15 protein-coding genes are annotated in these 18,518 nt (G+C 58.3%); 8 read left to right on the forward strand and 7 right to left on the reverse strand.

Annotated elements, in window-relative coordinates; translation table 11 throughout:
- Nucleotide 1: 1 nt before the first annotated feature.
- Nucleotides 2–478, reverse strand: coding sequence for a DUF2947 family protein (locus J8Z22_RS02490; protein ID WP_028114306.1), 477 nt, complete (start codon nucleotides 476–478; stop codon nucleotides 2–4).
- A 193-nt stretch (nucleotides 479–671) separates the two neighbouring features.
- Here J8Z22_RS02490 and J8Z22_RS02495 point away from each other — a divergent pair, with 193 nt between their 5' ends.
- The 5 genes from J8Z22_RS02495 to J8Z22_RS02515 all read left to right on the forward strand — a co-directional run bounded on the left by J8Z22_RS02495 (nucleotide 672) and on the right by J8Z22_RS02515 (nucleotide 7,623).
- A complete protein-coding gene (locus J8Z22_RS02495; protein WP_252008600.1) occupies nucleotides 672–3,038 on the forward strand; it encodes a phosphoketolase family protein in 2,367 nt (788 codons plus the stop codon).
- A 286-nt stretch (nucleotides 3,039–3,324) separates the two neighbouring features.
- Nucleotides 3,325–4,338: an erythrose-4-phosphate dehydrogenase gene (gene epd / locus J8Z22_RS02500; protein ID WP_252008602.1), complete on the forward strand. Its 1,014-nt coding sequence runs from the start codon at nucleotides 3,325–3,327 to the stop codon at nucleotides 4,336–4,338.
- 31 nt (nucleotides 4,339–4,369) lie between these two features.
- On the forward strand, nucleotides 4,370–5,548 hold the full coding sequence (locus J8Z22_RS02505) for a phosphoglycerate kinase (protein ID WP_252008604.1): 1,179 nt from the start codon (nucleotides 4,370–4,372) through the stop codon (nucleotides 5,546–5,548).
- Nucleotides 5,549–5,634: 86 nt separating this feature from the next.
- Nucleotides 5,635–6,702, forward strand: coding sequence for a class II fructose-bisphosphate aldolase (gene fba / locus J8Z22_RS02510; RefSeq protein WP_028114302.1), 1,068 nt, complete (start codon nucleotides 5,635–5,637; stop codon nucleotides 6,700–6,702).
- Between the two features lie 192 nt (nucleotides 6,703–6,894).
- The gene (locus J8Z22_RS02515) at nucleotides 6,895–7,623 is read left to right on the forward strand and encodes a YdiY family protein (protein ID WP_028114301.1); all 729 of its coding nucleotides are present in this window, start codon (nucleotides 6,895–6,897) and stop codon (nucleotides 7,621–7,623) included.
- Here the strand turns inward: J8Z22_RS02515 and J8Z22_RS02520 are convergent.
- From J8Z22_RS02520 to J8Z22_RS02535, 4 genes are all read right to left on the reverse strand, one after another.
- Complete coding sequence (locus J8Z22_RS02520; protein WP_252008606.1) at nucleotides 7,598–9,697, reverse strand: PAS domain-containing protein; 2,100 nt, start codon at nucleotides 9,695–9,697, stop codon at nucleotides 7,598–7,600. The genes J8Z22_RS02515 and J8Z22_RS02520 overlap by 26 nt on opposite strands.
- Before the next feature lie 72 nt (nucleotides 9,698–9,769).
- Nucleotides 9,770–10,366 carry a TatD family nuclease-associated radical SAM protein gene (locus J8Z22_RS02525; protein WP_028114299.1) on the reverse strand — a complete coding sequence of 199 codons (597 nt, stop codon included), beginning with the start codon at nucleotides 10,364–10,366 and terminating at the stop codon, nucleotides 9,770–9,772.
- A 46-nt stretch (nucleotides 10,367–10,412) separates the two neighbouring features.
- On the reverse strand, nucleotides 10,413–11,627 hold the full coding sequence (srmB, locus tag J8Z22_RS02530; protein ID WP_028114298.1) for an ATP-dependent RNA helicase SrmB: 1,215 nt from the start codon (nucleotides 11,625–11,627) through the stop codon (nucleotides 10,413–10,415).
- Nucleotides 11,628–11,632: 5 nt separating this feature from the next.
- Nucleotides 11,633–12,328 carry a tRNA1(Val) (adenine(37)-N6)-methyltransferase gene (locus J8Z22_RS02535; RefSeq protein WP_028114297.1) on the reverse strand — a complete coding sequence of 232 codons (696 nt, stop codon included), beginning with the start codon at nucleotides 12,326–12,328 and terminating at the stop codon, nucleotides 11,633–11,635.
- 350 nt (nucleotides 12,329–12,678) lie between these two features.
- Between J8Z22_RS02535 and brnQ the strand changes: the two genes are divergently transcribed.
- The gene (gene brnQ, locus J8Z22_RS02540) at nucleotides 12,679–13,983 is read left to right on the forward strand and encodes a branched-chain amino acid transport system II carrier protein (protein WP_252008609.1); all 1,305 of its coding nucleotides are present in this window, start codon (nucleotides 12,679–12,681) and stop codon (nucleotides 13,981–13,983) included.
- A 61-nt stretch (nucleotides 13,984–14,044) separates the two neighbouring features.
- Here the strand turns inward: brnQ and J8Z22_RS02545 are convergent, their stop codons facing one another.
- Nucleotides 14,045–15,295: a hypothetical protein gene (locus tag J8Z22_RS02545; RefSeq protein WP_252008611.1), complete on the reverse strand. Its 1,251-nt coding sequence runs from the start codon at nucleotides 15,293–15,295 to the stop codon at nucleotides 14,045–14,047.
- A gap of 115 nt (nucleotides 15,296–15,410) precedes the next feature.
- On the opposite strand from J8Z22_RS02545, the gene J8Z22_RS02550 reads away from it, so the two are divergent.
- Complete coding sequence (locus J8Z22_RS02550; protein ID WP_252008612.1) at nucleotides 15,411–16,427, forward strand: hypothetical protein; 1,017 nt, start codon at nucleotides 15,411–15,413, stop codon at nucleotides 16,425–16,427.
- On the opposite strand, the gene J8Z22_RS02555 is transcribed toward J8Z22_RS02550, so the two are convergent.
- Nucleotides 16,362–17,180, reverse strand: coding sequence for a hypothetical protein (locus tag J8Z22_RS02555; protein WP_252008614.1), 819 nt, complete (start codon nucleotides 17,178–17,180; stop codon nucleotides 16,362–16,364). The genes J8Z22_RS02550 and J8Z22_RS02555 overlap by 66 nt on opposite strands.
- 134 nt (nucleotides 17,181–17,314) lie before the next feature.
- Between J8Z22_RS02555 and J8Z22_RS02560 the strand changes: the two genes are divergently transcribed.
- Nucleotides 17,315–18,508, forward strand: a complete 1,194-nt coding sequence (locus J8Z22_RS02560) for a PP2C family protein-serine/threonine phosphatase (RefSeq protein WP_252008616.1) — start codon at nucleotides 17,315–17,317, stop codon at nucleotides 18,506–18,508.
- The last annotated feature ends 10 nt before the right edge of the window (nucleotides 18,509–18,518 follow it).

Here is an 18,518-nt window from a genome sequence, read left to right on the forward strand (position 1 = left end):
CCTAGCTGGGGCGGTTGCCGATGCGCAGCAGGGTGTCGTCGACAAAGAACAGCGCCTGCTGGCGGCGCTTGCCGATCACCAGCGCCGCTTCGTCGGCAAACAGGAAGCACTTCCAGTTGCGGCGGAACACCCGCCAGTTGGTTTCCAGCACGTGGTCGCTGCCGTAACAGATCCACACCACGGTATTGGGATCCCACTCCAGCTGCTCGTCGACCGCCTCGGGCAGGGCGTGGTCGTCGGCCTCAAAGGCACTGTCCCACCGGGTCTCGGTGGTCCAGGTGTTCTGGTTTTTGGCCCAGTCGCCTTTTCTCAGGTCGGTGCAGTGGTTGCCATTTTTACTGATTTGCGCTTGCCAGAGCTCGTCCGCCGCCCTGGGGGTGAGCGGCTTGATCTGGTCCATATCCACGGGGTCCACGCCCATGTCGTCGCGTTTGAAAACCCATAGGTAGGGGTAGAGGCTGAAGTCGCTGTATTTCATCTTTGAGGTCCGCAAATCTAATCCCGCTAACTTTACCAGATGGGCTACTCTTATTCAGCAAACTTGAAATTCAAAGTCCTCTACATTTTTGGCTTGTTTTGTAATTTAATTTCACAAAAGCATGCTCTGTGTCACAAAATTCGTCCGCTTGTCGGTGTAACTTTAAGCATCACTTGTAAGGGAGCAACGAAACATGGCAACTAAGAAAGAAATTGGTGCACTAAAAAAACTGGTGCGCGCAAGCAACTTTCTGTCTGTAGCACAAATTTACCTGAAGCAGAACGTACTGCTTCAACGTGATCTGCAACACGACGACATTAAGCCTCGTCTGCTGGGTCACTGGGGTACCTGCCCGGGCATCGCGTTTGTTTACGCCCACATCAACCGTCTTATCTGTAAACACAACCGCCCATTCCTGTACCTGGTCGGCCCTGGCCACGGCTTCCCTGCCGTACAAGCCAACCTGTTTATCGAAGGTTCCCTGTCTCACTTCTACCCTGACACCATCCCGTACAAAGAAGCGGGCATGAAACAGATTTGTGAGAAGTTCTCTGCCGCTTATGGCTACCCATCCCACGCTAACCCTGAAGCCCCTGGCCAGATTCTGGAAGGTGGTGAGCTGGGTTACTCCCTGGCTGTCGGCTACGGTGCCGCCCTGGATAACCCAGACCTGATCAACGTGGTTCTGGTGGGTGACGGTGAGTCCGAAACCGGCCCTCTGGCGGCTTCCTGGTACGCCAACCGCCTGATCGATCCTAAGAACTCCGGTGCGGTACTGCCGATTCTGCACATCAACGGCTACAAGATCTCCGGTCCTACCCGTCTGGGTCGTATGGACGACGAAGAGATTCGCATGGAGTTCACCGGTCTGGGCTACGAAGTGCTGTTTGTCGATGACGAGAAAGAGCAGGACGTGTACGAGCAGATGGCCGACGCCATGGATCGTGCCTACGAGATCATCACCGACATTCAGACCCGCGCTCGCAACGGCGAAGACGTGTGCAAGCCGCGTTGGCCTGTTATCGCCATGCGCACTGCCAAAGGCTGGACCGGTACCAAAGAAGCCGATGGCAAGAAGCTGGAAGGTAACTGCGACTCGCACCAGGTCATCATCAACAACTGCGCCAAAGATCCTAAGCATCTGAGCATGCTGAACGAGTGGCTGGCCAGCTACGAATTCGACGAGCTGTACAGCATCGGCGAAGATGGCGCCCTCAAGTTTGACGCGGAAATCGAAGGCCTGATCCCACGTGAAGACCTGCGCATCGGTCGTCAGATTCTGTCTTACGGTGGTGAGGTGGTTCGTCCGCTGAACAAACCTGACCTGAAAGCCCTGAGCTACGGCTCCGAGACCCCGCGTGGTCAGCGTGGTGTGTCCATGCAGAAGATGGGTCAGTGGATGCGTGATGCCTTCCGTCTCAACGCCGAGCAGAAGAACCTGCGTATCTTCTCCCCGGATGAGACCTACTCCAACCAGCTGCAGGCGGTATTCGAAGAAACCAGCCGTGCCTGGCAGTGGCCTATCAAAGAGTGGGACCAGGACATGAGCCGCGATGGCCGCGTCATGGAACTGCTGTCCGAGAACCTGCTGTTCGGTATGCTGCACGGTTACACCGTGACCGGCCGCCACGGCATGTTCCCGACCTACGAAGCGTTCGCGCAAGTCGTGTCCTCCATGTGTGACCAGTACTGTAAGTACGTGTACGCCTCTCAGGGTGTACCGTTCCGCAAGCCGGTACCGGCGTGCAACGTGGTATTGTCTTCGCTGCTGGAGCGTCAGGATCACAACGGTTACTCTCACCAGAACCCGTCCCTGCTGGGCGCGATGCTGGAGAAGCACCCGACCATCATCTCCGCCTACCTGCCTGCCGACGGCAACAGCACCCTGTGCTACACCGAGAAGGCGTTTGACGATCGCGACAAGCTGAACGTGATTGTGGCCGGTAAGAAAGATCTGCCTCAGTGGCTGACTCTGGATGAAGCCAAGAAGCAGTGTGACGAAGGCATCATGACCTGGGACTTCGCTTCTGACGAAAACCCGGATGTGGTGCTGGCGTCTTGCGGTGACTACGTGACCCAGGAGTGTATGGCTGCTCTGGTACTGATTCGTGAGCTGCTGCCGACTCTGAAGATTCGCTTCGTCAACATCTCCGAGCTGACTTCTGACGGCATCGGTAGCCTGAAGTACGGTCAGAACCCGACTCTGCTGGATGAGTACTTCACCGCCGATAAGGGTGTGGTCATCAACTACCACGGCTACCCGAACACCATCCACAAGTTGCTGTTCAACTACCCTGGTATTCAGCGTTGCCGAGTTAAGGGCTACGTGGAAGAAGGTTCCACCACCACTCCATTCGATATGGGTGTTCGTAACGGTACTTCCCGTTACCACCTGGTGATCGACATGGCGTACAAGGCCTTCCAGCAGGGCGTGATCACCGATGCTCAACACGTCGAGATCACCACCGACATGCTGCAGCGCCTGGTTGACCACCGCAACTACATCAAAGAGTTCGGTGTGGATCCTAAGGAAATCACCGATTGGGTTTGGTCTCGCTAATCCCGGTTTGATGCACAGAGAGGGCCCCCAGGGCCCTCTTTTTTTATTTTCGATTTACTACTGTTTTGTGTTTTTATTACGAATTTGATGACTAATGTTGAGACTGCTGACCCGTTATGGTGATTTGGTGTTATTGCCTTTCGTTTTGCTGGGGTAAACTGGTGCCCGATTTCTTAATGTGGGGCCGGATTGGGGCGGCGCGCGCGCCGATAGCCGCTTAAGCCTTTGGGTGCGGGGCGGTTCTGAGCTAAAATGGCGTCCGCTCAGCATCAACATTAAGTGAATAATGACAATACGGGTCGCCATTAACGGGTTTGGCCGCATCGGCCGTTCCACCTTGCGAGCGCTCTACGAGAGCGGTTTACGTGAACAGATTGAGGTTGTGGCCATCAATGAACTGGCTTCGCCGGAAGCCATCGCCCATCTGACTCAGTTTGATACGACCCATGGCCGTTTTGGCCAGCGCGTCAGCCTGGGGCAGGACTGTCTCCATGTGGGGGCCGATTGCATCGCCCTATACCACTGCGACGACCCGGCCGCCTTGCCCTGGCGGCAACTGGCGGTAGACATCGTGCTGGAGTGTACCGGCAAGCTCAGCAGCCGCGACGACGCTCAGCTGCACCTGAATGCCGGTGCCGGCAAGGTGCTGTTTTCTCATCCGGCGGCGCCGGATGTGGACGCCACCGTGGTGTTTGGCATCAACGAATCCAGTCTTCGGCCTGAGCATCGGATTGTGTCGAACGCCTCCTGCACCACCAACTGTTCGGTGCCGGTGATTACCCTGCTGGATGAAGCCTTTGGCATTGAACGTGGCGCACTGACCACCATCCATTCGGCGATGCATGATCAGCAGGTGATCGACGCCTACCACAGTGATTTGCGCCGCACCCGCGCCGCCAGTCAATCCATCATTCCGGTGGACACCAAGCTGGCCCGGGGCATCGAGCGCATCCTGCCGCACCTGGCAGACAAATTTGAGGCCATTGCCGTTCGCGTTCCCACCATCAACGTGACGGCCATGGACCTGTCGCTGACCTTAAAGCAGCGAGTCGACATAGCGACCATTAACCGTACCCTGGCCGAAGCCGCCAGCGGCAGATTACGGGGGATTCTGGACTATACTGAATCGCCATTGGTCTCCAGTGATTTTAATCACGATGCGCACTCCAGCATCGTCGATGGCACCCAGACCCGAGTGGCCGATGGTCACCTGGTGAAGTTGTTGCTCTGGTGCGACAACGAGTGGGGCTTTGCCAATCGAATGCTGGACACTTGCCTGGCAATGTCGGCACAGAAGTAGATTTTGATTATGAACTTTACGAGGAAATAAAATGAGCGTTATCAAGATGAAAGAGCTGGCCCTGGCCGGCAAACGAGTTCTGATTCGCCAAGATCTGAATGTGCCAGTGAAAGAGGGCAAAGTGACCTCGGACGCTCGCATTCGTGCGTCTCTGCCGACCATCAAGCTGGCCCTGGAGCAGGGTGCCAAGGTGATGGTGATGTCTCACCTGGGTCGCCCGACCGAAGGCGAGTTTGCCGCCGAATTCTCCCTGCAGCCTGTGGTGGATTACCTCAAGGCCGAGCTGGATTGCCCGGTGCGTCTGGCCGCCGACTATCTGGATGGGGTTGAGGTTGCCGAAGGTGAGCTGGTGATCCTGGAAAACGTTCGTTTTAACCCAGGCGAAAAGAAAGACGACGAGACACTGTCCAAGGCTTATGCAGCTTTGTGTGACGTGTTCGTGATGGACGCCTTTGGTACCGCCCACCGCGCCCAGGCGTCTACCCATGGTGTGGCTAAGTACGCCCCGGTTGCCTGCGCCGGCCCACTGCTGGCCGGTGAACTGGAAGCCCTGGGCAAGGCCCTGGACAACCCGGCCCGGCCGATGGTGGCCATTGTTGGTGGCTCCAAGGTGTCCACCAAGCTGACGGTTCTGGAATCCCTGGCCGGCATCGTTGACCAGCTGGTGGTGGGGGGCGGCATCGCCAACACCTTCATCGCTGCCGCCGGTCACCCGGTAGGCAAGTCGCTGTTTGAGGCGGATCTGGTCGAGGAAGCCAAGAAGCTGACCAGCGAAGCCCAGAGCCGTGGCGGTGACATTCCGGTACCGACCGACGTGGTGTGTGCCGACAAGTTTGCCGAAGACGCCACCGCGACCCTGAAGCCGGTGGCCGAGGTCTCCGACGAAGACATGATTTTCGATATCGGCCCCGACAGTGCCGCGGCCCTGGCGGAGATTCTGAAGTCTGCCGGTACCATCGTCTGGAACGGCCCGGTAGGGGTGTTCGAGTTCGATCAGTTCGGCAAGGGTACCGAAGCCATTGCTCGTGCCATCGCCGAGTCCAAGGCATTCTCCATTGCCGGCGGTGGCGACACCCTGGCGGCGGTCGACAAGTACGGCATTGCCGATCAGGTGTCCTACATCTCTACCGGTGGCGGTGCTTTCCTGGAGTTCCTGGAAGGCAAGACCCTGCCGGCGGTTGCCATGCTGGAGCAGCGGGCGAAAGCGTAATCTCGCCGCTGCCATACAATAAATATAATCAGGCGCGCAGGAACGCGCGCCTTTAAAAACCTTACATCTATAACAGGAGCCCTTCCATGGCACTAATCTCTTTGCGCCAAATGCTGGATCACGCCGCCGAACACAACTACGGTGTGCCTGCCTTTAACGTTAACAACCTGGAGCAGATGCGTGCCATCATGCAGGCCGCTGAAGCCACCGACAGCCCGGTGATTGTGCAGGCGTCTGCCGGTGCCCGTAAGTACGCCCGTCCTCAGTTCCTGCGTTACCTGATGAACGCAGCGCTGGAGCAGTACCCGGACGTGCCTGTGTGCATTCACCAGGATCACGGTACCTCTCCGGACGTGTGTCAGCGTTCCATTCAGATGGGTTTCAGCTCGGTAATGATGGACGGCTCCCTGCGGGAAGACGGTAAAACTCCGGCGGACTATGGTTACAACGTTCAGGTGACTCAGCGTACCGTCGCCTTTGCACACGCCTGTGGTGTGTCTGTTGAAGGGGAAATCGGTTGCCTGGGCAGCCTGGAAACCGGCATGGCCGGTGAAGAGGACGGTGTCGGTGCCGAGGGCATTCTGAGCCACGACCAACTGCTGACCGATCCGGAAGAAGCGGCGCGCTTTGTGGCTGCCACCAAGGTGGACGCCCTGGCCATCGCCATTGGTACCAGCCACGGTGCCTACAAGTTCTCTAAGAAGCCGACCGGTGACGTGCTGCGCATCGACCGCATCAAGGAGATTCACGCCCGCATTCCTGACACTCACCTGGTGATGCACGGCTCCTCCTCGGTTCCTCAGGAGTGGCTGGAAGTGATCAACATGTACGGCGGTGCCATTCCGGAAACCTACGGGGTACCGGTGGAAGAGATTGTTGAAGGCATTAAGCACGGCGTACGCAAGGTCAACATCGATACCGACCTGCGCCTGGCCTCTACCGGTGCGGTGCGTAAGTTCCTGGCGGAAAACCCGTCTGAGTTTGACCCGCGCAAATTCCTGAAGGCGTCCATGGAGGCGATGGCGCAGATTTGTACCGATCGCTTCGAAGCCTTTGGCTGTGCCGGCCAGGGTTCCAAGATGAAGCCACTGTCGCTGCAGGCGATGTACAAGCGCTACCAGACCGGTGAGCTGGACCCTAAAGTCCACATCTAAGTCTCTGAACGACTCGATTGAAGAAGCGTCCTGCCTGGCAGGGCGCTTTTTTTATGCCGCAATCAGAAAAGGCGCCGACAAAGCCATCATTTGCCGAGGCGTTTGCCCCAAGTTGTGATAAATTTGTTGCCATTGAGGCCGGTGGACACGTTCGGCCTCGTATTTAGGGAAGCAGTAAAAAAGGAATGCGTGATGAAACAGCTATTTTTGGCCACCGCAATGGCGGCCGTGTCTTGCGGTGTCTGCGCCGCCGATGAGGCCATTGCGCCGTCAGGAAACGTCGAGTTTGGTTTTTCCAGCACCACCGGGAACAGTGAAGTCACCACGGTAAAAGGCAAAGCCGAGTACACCCATTGGCTGGGGCAGTTTGAAAACCGCTACCTTCTGGAAACCCTGTACACCGAAGATGAGGACCAGGTCTCCAAAGAGCGCTATTACGGTGAGGCGCAAACCAACAACCGCTTCAGCGAAACCTCTTACCTGTTTGGCTTCCTGTCTAACGACATCGATAAGTTCTCCGGCTACCGTTACGTGGCGACCGTCGCCGCCGGTTACGGTCATCGTCTCTACCAGGGCGATAAGATGCACCTGGATGGTGAACTTGGCCCGGGTTACAGCTACAAGCGGGTGGATACGGCCCAGGCACCGGATGCGGACAACGAGTCCTCGGTCATTGCCCGTGCCAACCTGGATTTCTGGTGGGCGTTTTCCGACAATGCCGAGTTTCGACAGAAACTGTCGTCGGACGTGAGCCTGTCCGGCAACGCCACCATCAGCAAGGCGGAATCGTCAATTACCGCCAACCTGGTAGGGGCGCTGGCGATGAAGTTTGCATTTAATATCAAACACACCACCAAGCCAGTAGACGACAAAGAGTCTCTGGATACCGAAACCTCTATGACTCTGCTGTATAAGTTCTAGCGTCATTGGGCGGCTGGCGGTCCCCCACCCAACTGATGGGGTGGCCGCTGGGCAGTCGCTTGTTGGCGTCATCCAATTGGGCCAACCCTTCCCGCAGGGAGCGGCCCGTCGCCAGCCAGGTGGCGCTGATGCGCAGCTCCACCGGGGTGTCCTCGAAGCGCTCATTGAGCCCCTGCGCCAGGGTTTCTGCCTGACTGGTGCTGCTCTGGCTCAGCAGTACCACCAACTCTTCGCCAAACTGGGCAATGCAGCTATGACGGGGGGCCAACTCCTTGAGGTGCTGCACCACGATGCGTTGGTTGATGGCCCAGCTTTGCGGCTGCTGATGGCGGGCGCGGAACTGGCGTAGGTTCAACAACGCTTCCGGCCCGCTGGCGTCCTGATGCATCAACTGCATCTCCCGGAACCCGGCCAGTGGCGGATTGCTGGCGTCATCGCTGCCCTGCCGATCTTGCAGGGTGAGTATCCACTGACTCTTATCGTCCCCCTGGTTGACGCTGGCCAGGCGCGGCTGCATGCCGTGGTGATGAGTCTTGAGCCATACCGGCTGTTGCCACAGACCGTCGCGAGCGACACTTTGCTGCAGATCGCTGAACTCCATTCCCTCCGGCAGGCTGATCAGCCGGTCGAGTGGCAGCGGCCGGTTGTCATCCGCATCCCGCCCCAGCCACTCCCTCAGGCTGGCATTGCACAGTTGCAGATTCAGTTCATTGTCCATCAGTGCCAGCCCGACCTGGGACTGGGTCAGGGAGCGGTAGGCATTCTCATCATCGGTAACCGGCTGCAGGTTGGCGATCACCAGTGGGAACAGGTTGTTGCTGCTGCTGTGACGCAGCTCTATCGCCAGAGAGCGGTCCTGACCGCCTGGCGACAACTGCCCCTGCCATTGGCCTTTCTCCAGGGTGTGCTCCCAGCCGCGCTGAGCACGATCGCTGCCAAATAACTGGTGGAACCACAATCCCTGGTTGCCGCTGGCTTTCAGGCCCAGCAGGCGATGGGCCGACGGGTTGGCCAGAATCAGCTTGCCCGAGGGGGAGAACAGCAGCGTGCTGCCGGCGTGCTGATACAGCTGCTCTGCCACATCCATCGCCAGTTGGAAGTGGCCCTGCTGTTTCTGTAGGCCGTGCTTTTGAATGGTGAGCCAGCACAGGAACAGAATCAGCACCAGTCCCAGGGAGCCGACGATGCGGCGATGATCCCGGGCCAGCAACAGCAGTTCATGGTCATCGAAGTAGCTGACCAGATAGAAGGGTTCAAAATGGCCAGCCTTGACCCGCAGGAACAAAAAGTTGCGGTCTTCAATGTTGAGCTGACCGAACTCCTGCCCCTGAATCTGCGGCCACAGGGCGGCCATCCGCTGCTGGTCTTGCTCGCTGAGGCGGTCGTTGCCACCGGTGTGGCTGAGCTTAAAGGCTTTGCCCTCGATATCGAACAGCATCAGCGGAATCTCTCCCATCTGGTCGACACGATAGAAGGCGCTGAGCACCGGAGTCAGATCGGCATAAATGGCGGAGTATTCGACCCCATGGGGGTTGGCGGGTACGGGCACTCGCTGCCAGTGAGAGACCCGGTGCTGGCCGGTGTCGATCAGCAGCGGTGAGTAGCGGGCCTGGCCCTCTCCCTGGGTTTCCCGATTGTCTGCCTGGCCTTGATAGTGCGGCGAGGGCGTGAGGGTACTGGCCACCACCTGGTTGTTGCTGTCGTACAGCTCGATGCGTTCTATCGCTTCCAGTTTGTCGGTCAACCCCTGCAGATAGCTCTGTAGCTGTTCGGTGTCCAGTTCCGGCGCATTGAGCAGGAACCGCAGCACGCCGATCTGCGAGATCACCTGGCCGCGGCTCTGCAGTGACAGCAAACGATCGGTGATGCGATCACTGTACAACTGAATCTCGGAAAAACGGTGGTTACCCAGCTGCTCTTTCTGAAGCTTGAGGTTGACGCCAAAGGCCCAGCCCAAGGCGACTGCGGTCAGACAGATGATGATCGCAATCTGTGGCCAGAGCATGTCGAACTTGCGGTTGGAGCCGCGCAGTTCCGGCATCGAGTCCAGAAAGGTGGTCAGCTTATGGTTCATCGTTGCGTGTTATTCACTGAAGGTAGCTCACTGTATCACCAGAAGGTGCCGTCGGCTATGGAGCCTGGGGCGCTAACCGACCACGTCCAGGTGGCGGTGTTTGAATTCCACACCGGCGTCGTCACAGATGCGCTGGCAGGCGGCGATATCCACGCCTTCGAGGCCGTCAATGGCCGACACCGAAACCGAATCGATGTAGCTCGGCGCCAGGCGAATAAACTCACGGACGGCGTCGTAGCTGCCTTTGAGTTTGGGCTGGCAATGACGTTCATAGGTGGCCTGATCCTGGGCGTTGAGGGAGATCGACAGGCTGTCGATGCACTCTCCCAGTTCCGGCAGGATGTTGCGCCGGTGGAACAGGTTGCCCAGGCCATCGGTGTTGATGCGGGTGTTGCCGCCCTGGGCTTTGACGTGGCGGGCGATGGCCAGCAGCGGCGCCAGGTTGAGGGTGGGCTCACCGTAGCCGCAGAACACAATCTCGTCGAAGTCGGTCACCGTGCCGAGCAGGGGGATGATCTCCTCCGCTGTCGGCTGTTTATCCAGCTTCAGCTGATACTGATGCACCTCGGTGCTGCCGTTGTGCTTGGGGCAGAACTGGCATCTCAGGGTGCAGCGGCCGGTCAGGTTGATGTAGCGGCTGTTGCGAATGTCGTAGACCAATTGGCTCATGGCAGGACCTCAGTCGCCCACCGGGGTGGGCGACAACGATGGGACATTATTTTTTCTTGGCTTTTTTGGCTTTCTTCGCCTTGGTGGCCGGCTTTTTCTTCTTCGGTGCGCTGGGCTCTTTGGTCTGAGGCTTCAGATCCTGAATCACCCGGCGGCGAATGGGCTCGCCAACGTAGCGCTCGATCTTACCCAGGTAAGGGTGATCGTGGGCCTCCACCAACGAAATGGCACAGCCTTTGGCGCCGGCGCGGGCGGTGCGGCCGATGCGGTGCACGTAGGTGTCGGCGTGGCGGGGCAGATCGTAGTTGAACACATGGGTGATGCCATTGATGTCCAGTCCCCGGGCGGCGACGTCGGTGGCGATCAGCACGCGAATGCCGCCGTCTTTGAAGCGGGCCACGGCGGCGTCGCGCTTGGCCTGGGGCATTTCACCCTTGAGGCAGTTGGTGCGGATTTTGGCCCGATCCATTTGTGCCACCAGCTTTTCGACTCGTTCTCGAGTGCGAACAAACACCACTGCCTTGGTGCACTCTTCATCCGCCAGCAGCCGCTTTAGCAGCGCCAGCTTGTGCTGGGCATCGTCGGCGCGGTAGTAGTACTGGATGATCTTCTTGCGTTCTCGGCGCGACGGTTCGGCGTCGACTCGCATCGGTTCGTCCAGCAGTTCGCGGGCAAAGCCCTCGATCCCCTTGCCTTCCAGGGTGGCGGAGAACAGCATCGATTGCTTACGCCAGCGGGCTTCGGCGGCGATGCGGTCCACATTGGGGCCAAAGCCCATGTCCAGCATGCGGTCGGCTTCATCGATGATCAGAATCTCGATGTCGCGGCAGGCCACCTTCTCTTTCTCGATGTAGTCCAGCAACCGCCCCGGGGTGGCCACCAGCAGATCCAGGTTCTTGGCCAGCATCTGGTTGTCTTGATCGAAGTCGACACCGCCGGTCAGGGTGCCGGTAGTAATGCCCAGATCGCCGATCAGCTTGTCGGCGTACTCTTTGACCTGGGTGGCCAGCTCCCGGGTCGGGGTCAGGATCAGCACCCGAGGGTGGCCGGGCTCCCGGCGGGGGAAGTCCAGCATGTGCTGCAGGGCCGGCAGCAGGAAGGCGGCGGTTTTACCGGTGCCGGTGGGGGCATTGGCAAGAATGTCTTTCTGCTCCATCGCCGCCGGAATCACCTCTGCCTGAACGGCGGTCGGCTCGGTATAACCGGATTTGGTCAGCGCCCGAATCAGGCGATTGTCGAGCTCTAGGGTGTCGAAACTCATGTTATTTATCCATTCAGATAGAAGTTGGCCGTCAGGTGTTTGAACTCATCGCTGTACACCCCCTGATGGTGGTGGATGACCAGCTGTGTCTGCTCACAGGTGACGGCCTGGCGAGCAAGTTCAAGTAGATACAGTTTATCAGGCTTACGGGCGACGGTTTTGACCGCCGTCAGCCGACTCAGGTGCAGCGCGTGTTCAGCCCGGGCCTGTTGCAGTGAGGCGAGGGCCGTCGCCGGAATCACCAGGCTGATTCGTCCCTGCGGGTGCAAGCGCGTTACCAGAGCGTCGAGCAACTGGTTAAAGGGCAATCCGTGCCTGGCCCTGGCCCGCTGGGGACAGGGGGCAACCACTCCGGCTTCAAAGTAGGGAGGGTTGCTGATCACATGGTGATAGCCATGAGTCTGGGTGCGGGCAAATGCACCGAGTTCCTGCCGAATCACCTCGATCTGGTCTGACCAGGGGCTGCGTCTGACGTTGCTGGTGGCCTGATCGCAGGCGGCCGGGTCCAGCTCTACCGCATCGATGTGAGCCTCACTGCGCTGAGCGCACATCAGCGCCAGCAGTCCGCTGCCGCTTCCCGCATCCAATATTCGCCCTTGTTGGGGCAGCCTGGCCCAGCAGCCCAGCAGGACGGAGTCGGTACTGACCTTCATGCCGCAGCGGTCGTCATCAACATGAAACTGTTTAAAGGTAAAGCCCATCTCTATGCCCGCCGCAGAACAGGGGGCGAATTCTACCAGATTTGTGGGTAAAAACCCTGCGCTTGTGCGCACAATGAATGTTAACGGCTTGGTGTTACTTGGTTTCATTTCATGGTGAGGCTATTGCGCTCACCGATGGCGCATGGTATTAGTTGCGCTGTGATTTGATGGTGACTTGAATCGCGATTTCGAAAAAAGAACGAGAAAACAACCAGGGATACTCGCTTTTACCAAACGATTGGTTAGAAAAGCCTCAATGACTGAGGCAATAAGAGAAAATTGGCTGTAATCGAAAGTTTACACGTGAAGGCTTTCGAGCAGAAAGTTTAAAGAGAGAAGAAGAGGCAAGTTTGGAAAAGCGATTGACAGTAATGGACACCCTGAGTGTCGGCTTTATGACCTTCGCGTTCTTTTTGGGCGCAGGTAACATGATTTTCCCTCCCATGGCCGGGTTCCTGGCCGGGGACAACTATTTCCCAGCCATGATTGGCTTTCTGTGCACCGCGGTGGGACTGCCACTGCTGGGCCTGATCGCGGTCGCCAAGGCCGGCGGCAGCATTCCGGTGATCACCGCCAAGCTGCCCGCCTGGATTGGTGCCACCATCGCCTGTGCCATCTTCATTATTATTGGTCCGGCGTTTGCTGCTCCCCGTGCCGGGTTGGTGGCTTATGAAATGGGGGCGGTGCCCTTTCTCAACGGCGATAACGCCACCACTCAGGCGCTGTACTCGGTGATTTTCTTCGGCATCGCCATGCTGCTGGCGTTGTTCCCGGGCAAGCTGGTGGACAGTGTGGGCAAGGTGCTGACTCCGGCGCTGATCGTGCTGTTTGCCATTCTGGCGCTGGCGGCATTTATTTTCCCTCAGGATCCCATCGTGGCGGCCCAGGGCGGCTATGAAAGCGGCGCCTTTACCAAGGGCTTCCTCGAGGGCTACGGCACCATGGACGCGCTGGCATCGCTGGTGTTCGGCATGCTGATCGTGGATCTGCTGCGCAAGAAGGGCATCACTGAAAGCGGTCAGCAGGCCAAGTACCTGGGTATTGCCGCCATCATCGCCGCCGTCGGCCTCAGCTTTGTGTACGTGCCACTGTTCTACCTGGGCGCCACCAGCTCGGTGCTGGGGGCGGGCGCCGATACCGGTGGTGCCATTCTGACCACCTTTGTCAATCAGGTGTTCGGCGCCTATGGCGTGGTGATGTTGGGTGCGGTTGTGACCCTGGCTTGCCTGACCACGGTGATCGGCCTGTTGTCGGCCTGCTCCGATTACTTCGGTGAGTTGCTGCCGAAGATTGGCTACCGGGGCTTTGTGGTCATCAATGCGCTGTTCTGCGCGGTGGTGGCCAACGTGGGCCTGAGCCAGCTGATCACCATCAGCATTCCGGTATTGATGGCGGTCTACCCCATTGCCATGGCGCTGATCGCCTTCTGCTTCGTGCGTCCCTACCTGCAGAATGAGCGTGCCGGCCTGATCATGATGGTGGCGGTATCGACCCTGTTTGGTGTCATTGATGGGGTCAAGGCGGCCGGTGTCAACACCGATGCCCTGAACTTCCTGCCGTTCTATGATGTGGGCATGGCCTGGTTGCTGCCCACTCTGCTGGCAACCTTCGTGGCCCTGTTTGCCAAAGCCAGCCCGCAGCCGGCGATGCGTTAATTGGCACTATGGCTGAGAACGCGCCACGGCTTACCGTGGCGCGTTTTTTTATGCCGCTGTTTTACGCCGGTACCCCGGCTTCCCGAGCCAGTTTGAGCGGACTGAACAGTTCCTGGCGGCAGATGGCCTCGATGTCGGCATCATCCACGACCTCTGCCATGGCCTCAACCAGGGTGTTCCACTGGGATTCATTCATGGACTCGATCAGGCTGGCAAACTCATCGGATATCGGCTGCGCTGGCACGTAGAAACGGTACATCTTGACGATGGATTTCAGCATCGGCAGATAAGGGGACAGCTCGGAGGTGGTGGAGAGGGCATCGCTGTCGATCCAGCCAACCGCCACCTTGCCGATGCGGTGCGGGCTGAGTAGCTGCGACTTCAGCAGCAGTTCCATGTCAAAGGCAAATTTGGTTTCCATCATCTCCCGGGTCAGCGGGGTGACGAACTCGCTGCGGAACATCTTGAAGCCACACTGGGTGTCGATGATGTTGTGCAGTTGCGGCAGCAGGCGTTTCCACAAGTAGATAAACAGCTTGCCCCTGTGGTTGCGCATCCCCTGTTTGACCACCACCGAGGTGGGTTCGCGACGAGAGCCGCAGGCGATGATGTTGTCGTGGTGGCTCAGGTTGTCCACCAGCAGCCCCAGTTGCCCCAGGTGGGTCGACAGATCGGCGTCGGTGTAGGCGATGAAGTGGTTCTTGGTTGGCCCGGTGCGGGCGGCGTGCCACATACCATAGGCGATGGAACCGCCTTTCTGGCTGTCGGCGGTGGAGGTCAGAGAGGCCGCCGGCCCCTCTTTGGCAGCGATGGCTCGACTGAGGAAGCGAACCTCAATCTTGTGTCCCTGCTCCAACTCCTCGACCTGCTTCTGGGCGCACTGGCCACTGCGCTCCGGGCAGCCGTCGTCCACCAGAATCATGCGCCAGTCGACGTTGGGCAGATCCTTGCACAGCCACTGCAGTTGCTCGCTCTTGCGGCGAATAAAGTCTTCACCATGGGGGTGCTCCATGGGGCTGAGCATTCGTTGATGTTCTTTATACATGGCAAAAACCACACTTATCAGCGTGTTAGGTCTACACTTCTGTAAGCAGAGTTTGGATATGGCTAGCTTGACGGCCATCTTGGCGGCCAGGGCCTGATGCAGGATCAGTTCCTGCTCCATGGCTTTAAGCTGAAACAGATCCATGCCGGAGTCGAGTAACAGTTCTGCCATGGCGGTCAGCTTGGCCAGGTGCTGACCATTGGTGAGATTGAGTTGGTGGGTCAGTTCGCCCTGCTCGACCATGAGCGCCGTCAAAGTCTCCCTCATAACCCCTCCCTGGGTTGTGGCTAGGTTGTTACTTTAACGCTAGGACAGGATTCTGATTTGTACCAAAAAATTAGCCGGAATATTTAGGCCCTAGGAATTAGGGGGAGCATTCAGTGTGAAAGTGCCGATATGCCAGGGATTGGCGTTAGGGCTGTGGTTGGCCCTGAGTTCCGCTTGCGTGGTGGCGGGCGAAGGCGAGTTTTACCAGCAGGCCGCCAAGGCGGCACCGCCATCGTCGTCGTCGCCACTGACGCCGGCGATGGCGTCGGAGGCTGAGACTCAGGCTGCGCCCGCGTCGGAGAGCTGGAATGGCGTCTGGACCGGGGTGTCCAGCTCTTTTGCTCTGCCCTTTGGCGAGTGGCTGGATGAGCAACGCCCCTGGTACAGCGGCTGGTCTGGTGGTCTGGCTGCCTATTACCCACTGAAAGACAGCGTGATGGCGGCCGACCCTGACAACAATGTCGGCGGCATCGAAGGTACCAACCCGTCGCTGACCGCGACTTTCAAGTACAGCCCCATCGGCAACTGGTTTGCCACCGTCAGCCTGTATCACTACTTTGATGGGGATCTGCAACAGCCCTGGGAGCCGGACTACACCTATGTGTTTGGCTACAGCGACTGGCGCCCCTATACCTTGAGCTTGATCTACTCCAACTACGGCGGCAACCGATTCAGCCCGGAGCCCGGGGAAAGCAGCACCTATTTCCGTCGTGGCACCTGGTCTTTGGGGTGGAAGTTTCCGGTGCCGACGCCCTGGCTGCGGCCGTTTTCGATATTTGACGATGCCGCCATGGGCTGTCAGACCGACTTTCACTATACCCCGGAGTATTTTGATCTCGAAGGGGACGCTTATCTTGAGCACGGCCGCAGCCTGAGCCTGGGATGCAAGTACACCATCACCGGCAACTGGTATTTGAATTTCTCGCTGTTCTACTACCCGGACAGTGCCCAGAAGCAGCCCTGGAGTCCGGATTTCACCTATGGCTTTGGCTATTTCGACTGGCGACCGTTTACCTTCTCTTTGCAGTACAACAACTACTCAGGTAACCGTTACCCCTGGAACCCGTCAGTCGATGACACAGGTCGATTCAAAGATGGCGCTTTGATGCTGGCCTGGAGTTGGGCCCTGTAGGGCATCGACGGGACTGAGGCTGATGCAGTAGCGATTGGACAGCGGCTTGAGGTCCAGCCAGCGATTGCTGGTGTTGAAGCCGGTGGCGGAGACTTGCACCAGGTAGCGGCCACTGGGCAGGGCCAGTCCCTGAACGAAACGGGGGCTGATATTCAGAATCTCGATGCGGGCGTGGGCGGGCTCGGTCTTGATGTACAGCGGCACGACGCTGATTTCGTCACTGTGCTGCTGCTCCTGTTGCTGCTGCCAGCGGGCGTCGAACTGCTGCTGACGTTCGCTCAGGCTGCTCAGTTGTCGTTGCTGTCGGTGCTGCTGCTGTTGCAGTTGACGCTGTTGCTGTTGCAATTGACGCTGTTGTTGACTGACTTGAGTCAATGCCTGCTGCAGTGCCGGATCCGCAGTCAGCGATGGAGGTGGCGGTGGTGCCGGGGTGTCGACACTCAGCGGCTGTGGCAGCGGCGCTAGGGTGACCAGATACAGCACCAGAAACTCATCGAGGTCCACCTCTTCGGTACGGTAGCCGTAACGGCTGAGCCGCTCCAGCTCGGCCCAGGGCAATTGAGGCTGATCGCGCCACTGCTCGAGCCGATGCTCAATCAGACGGTTGATCAGCAGTCGCTGATGCAATTGCTGTTGCTGGTGTTGCAACTGCTGTGATGAGATCGACAGCCGCCAGATCACCAATACCAGGATCAATGCCAGTCCCAGCCACACCCAGGTTCGTACCCGGGAAATTCCACTCGCCTTATCCATGGCAGTGTTCCTACTCCCTGTTCTAGTTAGCTATTTAAGTGTAGTTCAAAATGCAATCAGGTTTGCCGACTGTGGTTTTGTCGACTAGCGTTAGTTAAGCACAGCGAAAAATGCTGACAGGGATGTGGGGCGTTATGAAGCTATTGATTGTTGAGGATGCCATGGATGTTCGCATGGTGTTGGCTGCCGCGTTGCGCCGGTTTGGCCACGAGGTGCACCAGGCCGCCGACGGTGCCGAAGGGCTGGCGATCCTTAAAAACGATACCAGCATACAGCTGGTGATCTCTGACTGGTCGATGCCGGTCATGGACGGGTTCGAATTGTGCCGACGCCTGAAGCAGGAGCAGCAGGTCGAGCGCTTCGTGTACTTCATTATGTTCTCCTCCAATGACGATGAAGAGCGAATCATCGCCGGCCTGGAGGTGGGCGCCGACGACTTTATTGCCAAACAAGCCCCCAAGGCAGAGCTCAATGCCCGCATCCGCGCCGGCGGCAGGCTTATCGATCTGCACAATGAGCTGCAGCGCAAACAGGAGAAGCTGGAGAAGGCCTATGCCAGCATCGAAAACGACGTGATGCTGGCGGCGGAGATGCACCACAAGCTGTTGCCGACGGTAAAGGAGTTGCCCGGCGTGCAGTTTTCCTGGCTGGCCACCAGTTCGGCCTTTCTCGGGGGAGACATGTTTGACTACCGCCGCCTGGATGAGCATCACATCTCGTTCTATTTGCTGGATGTGTCCGGCCATGGGCTGCCATCGGCGTTGCTGTCGTTTACCCTGAAACACGTGATGTCGCCGTCGCAGAAGGGCTTCAGTGTCATGAAGCGACACCTGCCCCAGCCTCCCTTCTATGAGATCGTCGATCCCGCCGAGGTGGTGGCGACCCTCAATGATCGCTTCCAGTCGCAGGGGGACAACAGCCAGTATTTCACCATGGTCAATGCGGTACTGAATGTGCAGACCGGCTTGCTGAAACTGTGCCAGGCCGGTCATCCCGGCCCGCTGCATCAGACCTCTTCCGAGGTGATTGAACACACGCAAAATGGGTTTCCAGTGGGGATGTTGCCGGACCTGGAGTACAGCTCCTATGAAGTGCAGCTGGCCCCGGGGGATCGCATCTATCTGTACTCCGATGGTGTCACCGAGTGTTTCAATGCCACCAAAGAGGAGTTTGGTGTGAGCCGCTTCATTCAGTCTCTGCAGCAGCAGCGCGACTCGAGCATGGATACCCAGCTGCAGAGCCTCAAGACCCAGCTGGATCGATGGAATGTCGGTCCGGATTTTGACGACGACGTATCAATTCTGGCCATTGAATGGCAGGGACAATAGAGGAAGTAAG

The organism is Ferrimonas sp. SCSIO 43195, assembly GCF_023716685.1.
GTDB classification, from domain to species: domain Bacteria; phylum Pseudomonadota; class Gammaproteobacteria; order Enterobacterales; family Shewanellaceae; genus Ferrimonas; species Ferrimonas kyonanensis.

Coding starts and splice junctions, on each gene's coding strand:
- J8Z22_RS02490 (WP_028114306.1), bottom strand. CDS start 478: ATGAAATACAGCGACTTCAGCCTCTACCCCTACCTATGGGTTTTCAAA.
- J8Z22_RS02495 (WP_252008600.1), top strand. CDS start 672: ATGGCAACTAAGAAAGAAATTGGTGCACTAAAAAAACTGGTGCGCGCA.
- epd (WP_252008602.1), top strand. CDS start 3,325: ATGACAATACGGGTCGCCATTAACGGGTTTGGCCGCATCGGCCGTTCC.
- J8Z22_RS02505 (WP_252008604.1), top strand. CDS start 4,370: ATGAGCGTTATCAAGATGAAAGAGCTGGCCCTGGCCGGCAAACGAGTT.
- fba (WP_028114302.1), top strand. CDS start 5,635: ATGGCACTAATCTCTTTGCGCCAAATGCTGGATCACGCCGCCGAACAC.
- J8Z22_RS02515 (WP_028114301.1), top strand. CDS start 6,895: ATGAAACAGCTATTTTTGGCCACCGCAATGGCGGCCGTGTCTTGCGGT.
- J8Z22_RS02520 (WP_252008606.1), bottom strand. CDS start 9,697: ATGAACCATAAGCTGACCACCTTTCTGGACTCGATGCCGGAACTGCGC.
- J8Z22_RS02525 (WP_028114299.1), bottom strand. CDS start 10,366: ATGAGCCAATTGGTCTACGACATTCGCAACAGCCGCTACATCAACCTG.
- srmB (WP_028114298.1), bottom strand. CDS start 11,627: ATGAGTTTCGACACCCTAGAGCTCGACAATCGCCTGATTCGGGCGCTG.
- J8Z22_RS02535 (WP_028114297.1), bottom strand. CDS start 12,328: ATGGGCTTTACCTTTAAACAGTTTCATGTTGATGACGACCGCTGCGGC.
- J8Z22_RS02545 (WP_252008611.1), bottom strand. CDS start 15,295: ATGAGGGAGACTTTGACGGCGCTCATGGTCGAGCAGGGCGAACTGACC.
- J8Z22_RS02555 (WP_252008614.1), bottom strand. CDS start 17,180: ATGGATAAGGCGAGTGGAATTTCCCGGGTACGAACCTGGGTGTGGCTG.
- J8Z22_RS02560 (WP_252008616.1), top strand. CDS start 17,315: ATGAAGCTATTGATTGTTGAGGATGCCATGGATGTTCGCATGGTGTTG.